Below are 8,298 nucleotides of genomic sequence, written 5' to 3'. Positions count from 1 at the left end.
CCTTGCGACAACGGCCGTCCAGAACACTATTGGCTCGGGCAGCGATACCCTCTCCGGCTTCGAGAACCTGATCGGCTCGGCATTCGGCGACACGCTGACGGGCAACGGTTCTAACAACAACATATCCGGTCTTGCAGGAAACGATGCAATCAACGGCGGAGCAGGCGCAGACATCCTCATCGGAGGTATTGGAAACGACCGATTTGTCTTCAACGCAGTTGCAGATAGCAATCCATCGAGCTGGGATACGCTAAACGACTTCCAGCATGGGGCCGACAGCATCGATGTGTCGGCAATTGACGCCAACAGCTCTGTGGGAGGCAATCAAGCTTTTGCGTTCGGAGGCCAGAATAGTAGTATTGTCGCCCACGCATTAACGTGGTTTGAGTCCGGTGGCAACACGGTCGTCCAGGCAGATGCAAACGGAGATAATATAGCAGATTTACTATTCGTATTAGTTGGAAATAATTTGAGTATTAATTCATCTGATTTTATTTTGTAGTGATAAACTACGAAATAAAAAGTTAAATGTGTGGATATCGACGCTAATTCTCTGGGCGTTGACTGCGCCGTTTGCCGTCGAGCGCCTCCGTGCCCATTGAGACCGGTAGCCCTTTTGCTGCCAGGGAGATCGTCTGCGTCCGGATGACAGTCTGGCTGTCAGCGTCGCAGTCTTGGCGGATGCTTCCTACAAGTCGTCCGACAGACTGTATGGAGCCCTGACGGACGCCGCGTTCTGACTTCGGCCGATGGCTCAAACACTCGAAGGCGCTCGCCTTTCGGTTAACTCGGCCGATCGGGCCGCACGCCTACCCATAGCAGCGCCACGGCCCGCTTTGGTCCTCTTTACTATGGCTATCAAAAGAATCGCAGCCGATAGCGTGACGACCTCGCATGATATATAAAGATTGTCTAATGTGCGTGCTGTTCGCCGGGGGGCAATTTCGGGCATGTCCAGTTCTACAAACCGAAAGGTGCTATCGCGGAGCGTGGTCGAAATGGGCCTCTTCTCCGCGGTGATGAACACGCTCGTGCTAATCCTGCCGCTCTACATGCTGCAGGTATATGATCGGGTTTTGCCCGCAGCCAATTTGGACACTCTCACCTACCTGACCTTACTCGCGCTTTCGTCGCTTTTGCTTTTCGGAGTGCTCGAAGTCGTGCGGGGCGTGTATGCAAGCCGACTCGCCGCGCGACTGGATGTCTCTTTGGGTGCATCTTCTTTTCTCGCGGCGATGAGTGGCCCCCGCGCTGGACTCGGCGACGTCCAAGCCTTGCGGGACTTAGCCACCCTGCGAGGTTTCATCGCTTCACGAACGATTTTCTTTCTCTTCGACCTTCCTTTTGGGCCAATCTTCGTGGGCCTGCTTTATTTCATCCACCCGTTGCTCTTCCTTGTAACGGTCGTCGGAGCGATTCTCATGGTCTCCATCGCCGTGCTGAACCAGGCCGCGAGTTCGCGGCCTGGCAAGGAGGCGGCAGAGAACCTTAGCGCCGCAATGAATTCGGCGCAGGCCTTCGCCCGAAACTTCGAAACGGTTCGCGCGCTCGGCATGGTGTCCAACGCGATAGAGTTCTGGGGCACTCGTTTTTCCGGCTCGCTGCACGCCTCCGATGGGCTCGCTCGCACCAACGCATTTTACGGCGGTGTGTCCCGCACCACACGATCGGTACTGCAAATCGCGATATTGGGCGTCGGCGCTTATCTGGTTCTGCATAACGAGATGACCGCCGGTATGATATTTGCGTCGTCGATGATTTCGGCGCGCGCCTTGCAACCTCTTGATCAGATCATTGGAAGTTGGCGGCAGGTCATCGACGCCAATCTTGCATGGAAGCGGCTTTCAGCTGCCCAATCAAGGTCCGCACCAAAGGAAAATGTTGCATTGCCAACGCCTCAAGGGGCGTTGAGCGCAGATCAAATAGTCTATCATCTTCCGGGTTCGGCCGACGGGTCGCTGCCGCTGATAAAACGCTTGACCTTTGAAGTAGGCGCCGGCGAAACAGTCGCGATCGTGGGGCCAAGCCAGGCTGGAAAATCGACGCTGGCGCGCCTCATAGTCGGTGCCATTGAGCCCCGTTCGGGGGCAATCCGCATCGATGGCGGCGACATTCGAAGCTGGGATCCGGAGGAACTCGGCCGTCATATTGGCTATCTTCCGCAGGATGTAGAACTTTTCCCAGGGACCATCGGCCAGAACATCGCGCGTTTTGAGCCAAATGCGCCTGATGAGAAATTGATTCAAGCAGCGCAGCAGGCGCAGGTGCATGAGCTTATCCTGGGTCAGAGGGATGGATATTCGACGGTGATCGGCCCGACCGGCGTTCGCCTCTCGGGTGGCGAGCGTCAGCGCATTGGGCTTGCGCGCGCCTTTTACGGCGATCCCAAGGTCCTGGTTCTCGACGAGCCCAATGCAAATCTTGATTCCGACGGCGAAGCCGCACTCGAGCGGGCGATCATCCAGGCGCGTTCGCGAAAAACGACCGTGCTTGTCATAACCCATCGTCCCTCCCTCGCTTCCAAATGCGATCGTATACTCATGCTGCGCAATGGCCAGGTCGAGATCTACGGTTTGACCAAGGACGTGCTCGACCAACTTGCCCAGCGACGGGGTCAAGCGGCGACGGCTGCGGCCGCTCAGTCACATGACAACGAAGGAGTGGTGCCTTTCCCGTCACCCGCTCGCGTGGAGGTAAAAGTCGCTAATGACGGTTCCTAGCCAACCCATTCGGACGGGCGCCAAGACGTATCGCTGGCAACGCAACGTCGATACGAGCACAGATCGGATCACGCTGGCGGGGTATGGAAGCGTGGCCGTTTTCTTGCTCGGCTTTGGATTCTGGGGAGCTATGGCACCGATTGCCGGAGCAACGATCGCGCCAGGTGTTGTCGCAGCAGCCGGGCAGAATGTCATGATCCAGCACCTCGAAGGAGGTGTGGTCAGCATCATCAAGGTGCGGGAGGGCGACAGGGTAAAGAGAGGCCAGGCCCTGATCGTGCTCGATCCGACGGTGGCGCAGTCCCAGCTCAACCGCGTTCTCAAGCAGTGGGTTGCACAAAAAGCCGAAATTTCTCGGCTCGAAGCAGAGCGGGACGGCCTTGAGAAAATTGTCTTGTCCAGTGACCTGGGAGCCTATTCAGGCGCTTCCGAATATAGCGGTGTCTTCGGAGAGCAAGACAAGGAATTTCAGGCGCGGCTAGCGCGTTATGGTGCGGAACAGGGGATTCTGAAGCAAAGGGTAGCAGCTCTTCAGGACGCCGTTGTCGGGTTAAAGGCTCAGAAGGAGGCAGCAGAAAATCAGCTTGCGATCGTCCAAGAGGAGACGGAAAGAAAAAAAGACCTGCTGAAAAAAGGACTCACGAATCGTTCCGAATATACCGATCTTCTGCGCAGCACTGCCGAGCTGGTCGGCCAGGCAGGATCTCTGGAAGCGCAGATTGCCAGCTCCGCGACCCAGACCGTAGAAGCGCGCCAGCAGATAGAACGGCTTACGACCAGCCGGGTCGAGGATGCCGTCACGGAACTGAACAAAGCCCGGGCACAGGTCGCGGACCTCGAGGAACAAATCAACGCTGCTCGATCGGTCCTGGAGCGGACGACCATCCGGGCGCCGGTGGACGGCATCATCGTCCGATCGCTTTACAATTCCGAAGGCAGCGTCATCCGAGCAGGGGAGGTGGTGATGGAGCTTCTGCCGACCACGAACGAACTCATCGTCGAGGCCAGGATAAAGCCCGAAGACATTGACTCAATCCGGGTGGGGCAGGACGCAAACATGATGTTCACGGCACTCAACGCGCGCACAACCCCGAAAGTGCCCGGGAAGGTGTTCTACATTTCGGCGGACCGGCTGATAACACCCAGCACGGGACTGCCTTACTTCACTGTCCGGCTTAAAATGGCCGACAAGCTGCCACCGCAGGTCAAGCCCGAGCAGATCTATCCCGGCATGCCGGTCGAAACGTTCATCTCAACCGGCGAACGAACGTTCCTGGCTTATCTGACCAAGCCCCTTGTGGACTCGTTCCAGCGCGCCTTCCGGGAGAGATAGAGCAATTCCAGGAAAAGTGGGAAACGGTTATCCCGGGAAAAGCGCGTAGCGCTTTCCCTGGGGAAGTGTGTCAAAACAAAGAGATAGAGTGGTTCGCCGTTTCCCTGAAACAGTGAACCGCTCTTGGCCGGCCCCATCTCCCTGATATCGGAAGCTCGGATGTGAAGCGGGCGCCGGATTGATCCGGCGCCCGCTATCACATTTGAGCCTGCGGCCTTCAACGTCAGACGAAGTGGAAGTCGTCCGCCGGATTATAACCAACCACTGTCCGCCCAGTGCCGTCGTCGGCTACGGTGAAGCTGTCTGCATAGTAAGCGCCAACAATGTGGAGCGTGGCATCATGGGTGCCGTCCGAAACGGTCAACGTTCCCCCATTTCCATCCTGGTTTGCCTGATAGACAGCGGATGTTCCGGTGCCGTACCAGATATCCCCGAGGTCTACTTTGTCATCATTGGTGATGCCGGCGATGCTGCCACTGAAATCGAATGAATCGTTCAGCCGCAATGTGCCAGCCGCATCCGTCCCGAAAATGACGTCTGCGGAAGAGGCGGCGTGAAACTCCAGTTGCGACATGTTTCCGATGATGGCATCGCCGTCGCCGGTAACCTGCCCGCTGATTGCGATGTCACCGCCATTGGCCCAGATCAGTCCGGAGTTGGCGACGGCACCGTTGATTGTCAGGCCACCCGACCCCGTCGCCTCCAGCGTTCCCGAGTTGACGACCGTGCTGCTGCCGGTATCGATAACCAGCGCATGGGTGCCGGTGGCGATGATCGTGCCCTGATTGTTCAGACCGAGCAGACCGCCGCCGAGTTGGCCGGCGCCGGAGATGGTGTTGTCGACATTGGTTAAGGTGACGTCGGCAGCTGTCCCGGAGATCACGTTCGTATCGCTGTCGGAAAGGACGATCTGTCCCCCGCCTTGCAGCGTGATGCCGTGCTGGATCAGCTGCAGCAGCGTGTCGTTGCCGGCCGAGTCGAGCGAGATAAGGCCGGTATTGTTGATTGTACCGCTCAGCGGCAGCAGCGCGCCGTCACCGATCGTCATGGTCCCGGCATTGTTGACCACCGGCGTCTGGTCGAAGACAAAATTGCTTCCGGTAAGCGCGCTCGAATGCACGCCGTCGAGCGTGATCGATTGGCCATCCGCAAGTGTGATCATCGCATTGCCGTTACCATCGTCGGCCATATGCGCCTGGACGTCGGCGAAGCTCGCGAAACCGGAATAGCCGATGAGATCGATATGGTCCGCGGCCGTGTCGAAGCTGTGCACCGTGTCATTGCCAATCGGCTGCGAGAAGACGAAGAGGTCGTTGCCGTGCGAGCCGGTCAGCACGTCGTCGCCGGACCAGGCAAAGATCGGCGAACCCGGCGCGTAGGCTTCGACATTGTCGGAAACCAGCTTGGCCCCCGTGTTGCCATCCGCTCCCGTCCAGGTCTCGGCGATGTTCAGCACGACCGCACCCGCAAACCCGGTTGACGAGGTGATCGCCAGGGAACGCACATCGTTTGTTTGCACGGTCCAGTTGCCGTCGCCATTGTTCGTCCCCGCGTTCAGGCTCCAGCCTGAGGGAACGCCGGTGACCGTGAGCGTGATCAGGTCGTTCGGATCCGCCGAAGGGTCGGTCAGAGCCAGGTTGATGGACTCTCCAGCAACGCCTGCCGGCTTGACATGCGTGTTGGTGATCAGGGTTTGCAGGCTGGTGCCGCCGCTCGTCAGCGTCACGCCTGAAAGGTCGACCAGGATGTCATTTGCGGGGTTCTGGGTTGCCCCGACTTGTTCATAGACATAAGTGTGGGCCACGCCATTGATGGTTGCGGAGAACGCCACCGTCGCACCGGCATTTCCAATATCGTTATTCTTCAAATATTGAACGACTGCCGCAACGCGCGAGGTGTCGGTCCCGTCCAAGCTTAGCGCGGCACTATAGGCGTCCGCGTCGTCGAAGGTAACCATGCCGTTAGAAATCGTATGTGATTTCACGGTTTGACCGCCGATGGTCAAAGTGGAGTTCGCACCGTCAATATTGGTGCCGGTTGCCGCGGCGGGTGCGCCTTGCAAATCGAGGAAATCGGCAGCTCCGACGAAGTCGGTAATGACGTCATATCCGGTGACGGTCCCGGCATCGCCGCTACCGCCGATGGTCGCCAAGGACTGCGCACTGTTGATGATAAACGTGTCGGCGCCTCCGCCGCCTGTCATTGTGTCCGCATCGAGCCCGCCGGTAATGGTATCTGCCGCGGATCCGCCGATCAGCACATTGGCGCCGCTTGAGCCGGTCAAGGTCATCACGCCGGACGAAAGGCTCGCGTCGATGTTTTCCATGCCGTCGACAGTGGTATTGGCGGCGGTTGTTTGGTTCGCATTCGCTAGGTTGATCGTGGCTGACGTCGTCTGAATGAGCTTGAGCGTGTCACTGTCTATGCCGGCCGCCGCCGCTGCGGCGTCGCCATGGATCACGACCTGTCCGCTTCCAGCGTTTACACCTACCTGGTAGACAATGATGTCGTTTCCACTGCCTCCAATGTAGGTGCCACCACCTGCCTTGCCTATGATGATGTCGTTTCCTCCGGCTCCATCGAAGTTGTCCTTGTTGCCGGTGCCTATCATAATCTCACCAGCAGAGGTCCCGACAATGGTGTTTCCACTGCTACCACGATTGTCGATGGTCACGGTCGCCACCGACCCTGAGGCCGTTCCGTCTGTCACTTGGTATTGGAAAGAACCCGCCATGTTACCGTCATCGTTGAACGTGACAAATCCGTTGTTGCCCGTACCTGCGGTGTGTCCTGCTGTTCCACTTGTTGCGCTTCCAACGCTTCCAGCGAGCACGTCAAGAGTGGGGTTGTCCGGATCCGTATCGTTCGCGACCAGCGCCCACTCGGGAATATCAAACGACTGATTATTCCCCGCACTGGTGATAACGAGGTCGGCCACGGTTGCCGGCGCATCGTTGGTGCCGTTGATCGTCACCGTCACCGTCTGGGTATCGGACACGGCATGGTTGTCAGTGCTTTGCACGGTGTAGGTCAGCACCAGTGACTGTCCTGCCGCCAGATAGTTGAATGCCTGGGTGCCCGAGTTGAACGTCCAGCTCAGATTGTGGGTGTCAGCGGGATCCGCGGCAAGGCCCGAGATCGGCGTCACACTCAGCATCGCCAGCAGCTGTGCGTTGGTCAGCCCAAGTCCGGCAATGGCGCCCGAGGCTACGACTGTCGCCACACTCGAACTCACGGTATCAGCGATGTCCGGATCATTCACAGTGAGCGTGCCGCTGGTCGACAGTCCCGCGTTGGCCTCGTTCAGTGCGGCGGCGGCACTGTCAGCTGCTCCTGTCGCCACAATATGGATGTCGGGCGCGTCGTTGGTTCCGGTGATGGCGAAGTTCACCGCGGTGCTGGCGGTGCCGGAGCTGCCGTCCTTGACGTAGACGGTGAAGTTGTCACTGACGCCGGCGCCCTGCGCCAATCCATTGGTGTCGGTGTCGGCGTTGTCGAGCGCATAGCTCACCACGCCTGTGCCGGTGGTCAGTGTGGCGGTGCCGTAAATGCCAGTTGTGGTGTAGGTCACCCCGCCATTACTGGTCGCCCAGCCATGGGTGGTCAGTGCGGTGCCGTCGTAGACAGCCGCGTCACCAGCGTCCACATCGCCCTTGGTCAATGCGATGCTGGCCGCAGCCGTGCCCGCCGTGCCAAAACCGGCTTCCACCAGCTGCACGCTCTGTGGGCCAGCGGTGACGGTCGGGTTTTCGTTGGTGCCGGTCACCGTGATCTGCAGCGTCGTAGTGTTCGACACCGCATTGGATGGATCCTTGTCGGTGTAGGTGAACGTGTCTACCGCTGTGACCCCAGAAGCGAGGCTGTTGGCGGTGTCCGCCACGTAGCTGTACGAGCCGTCGGCATTCAGCGTGAGGTGACCGTAGGTGCCTGCGAGCGAGCTGCCGACTCCCACGCCCTGCGTTACTGCGCCGCCGCCCGCGACCACACCGGACACCACCAGCGTGTTGTTCGCATTGTCGACGTCGGTGTCGGCGGCTGATCCACCCATGTTGCCCCTGATCACGCCATTCGCGGCAGATACGGTGAGGGTCGCGTCTTCTAGCACCGCTCCGGTGTCGGCATTGGCAACAGGCGAGTCGTTGGTGCCGGTGATGGTGATGGCCACCGTCTGGATGGCGGTCGAGCCGTGGCCGTCGTCGACGGTCACGGTGTAGTGCTCGACCACGCTCTGGCCGGCGGCCAGGT

At 59.0% G+C, this 8,298-nt stretch carries 4 protein-coding genes; 3 read left to right on the top strand and 1 reads right to left on the bottom strand.

The window, feature by feature from the left end:
* The 3 genes from ACFFNA_RS34715 to ACFFNA_RS34705 all read left to right on the top strand — a co-directional run.
* A partial coding sequence (locus ACFFNA_RS34715; RefSeq protein WP_378924389.1) for a M10 family metallopeptidase C-terminal domain-containing protein occupies positions 1–502 on the top strand: 502 nt, incomplete at its 5' end.
* Between the two features lie 448 nt (positions 503–950).
* Positions 951–2,720 (top strand): type I secretion system permease/ATPase, encoded by a 1,770-nt coding sequence (locus tag ACFFNA_RS34710; protein WP_378924388.1) that lies wholly within the window; start codon positions 951–953, stop codon positions 2,718–2,720.
* Positions 2,707–4,053: an HlyD family type I secretion periplasmic adaptor subunit gene (locus ACFFNA_RS34705; RefSeq protein WP_378924387.1), complete on the top strand. Its 1,347-nt coding sequence runs from the start codon at positions 2,707–2,709 to the stop codon at positions 4,051–4,053. The genes ACFFNA_RS34710 and ACFFNA_RS34705 overlap by 14 nt, the downstream gene beginning before the upstream one ends.
* Before the next feature lie 223 nt (positions 4,054–4,276).
* Here the strand turns inward: ACFFNA_RS34705 and ACFFNA_RS34700 are convergent, their stop codons facing one another.
* On the bottom strand, positions 4,277–8,296 hold the full coding sequence (locus tag ACFFNA_RS34700; RefSeq protein ID WP_378924386.1) for a beta strand repeat-containing protein: 4,020 nt from the start codon (positions 8,294–8,296) through the stop codon (positions 4,277–4,279).
* Positions 8,297–8,298 lie beyond the last annotated feature (2 nt).

Origin of the sequence: Mesorhizobium kowhaii, assembly GCF_042431665.1 — a bacterium.
In the GTDB taxonomy this organism is placed as follows: domain Bacteria; phylum Pseudomonadota; class Alphaproteobacteria; order Rhizobiales; family Rhizobiaceae; genus Mesorhizobium; species Mesorhizobium kowhaii.
This window is presented reverse-complemented; position numbering and strand designations above follow the sequence as displayed.

Excerpts from the sequence above, each read along its gene's own strand:
- ACFFNA_RS34710 (WP_378924388.1), top strand. The coding sequence starts at position 951 with ATGTCCAGTTCTACAAACCGAAAGGTGCTATCGCGGAGCGTGGTCGAA.
- ACFFNA_RS34705 (WP_378924387.1), top strand. The coding sequence starts at position 2,707 with ATGACGGTTCCTAGCCAACCCATTCGGACGGGCGCCAAGACGTATCGC.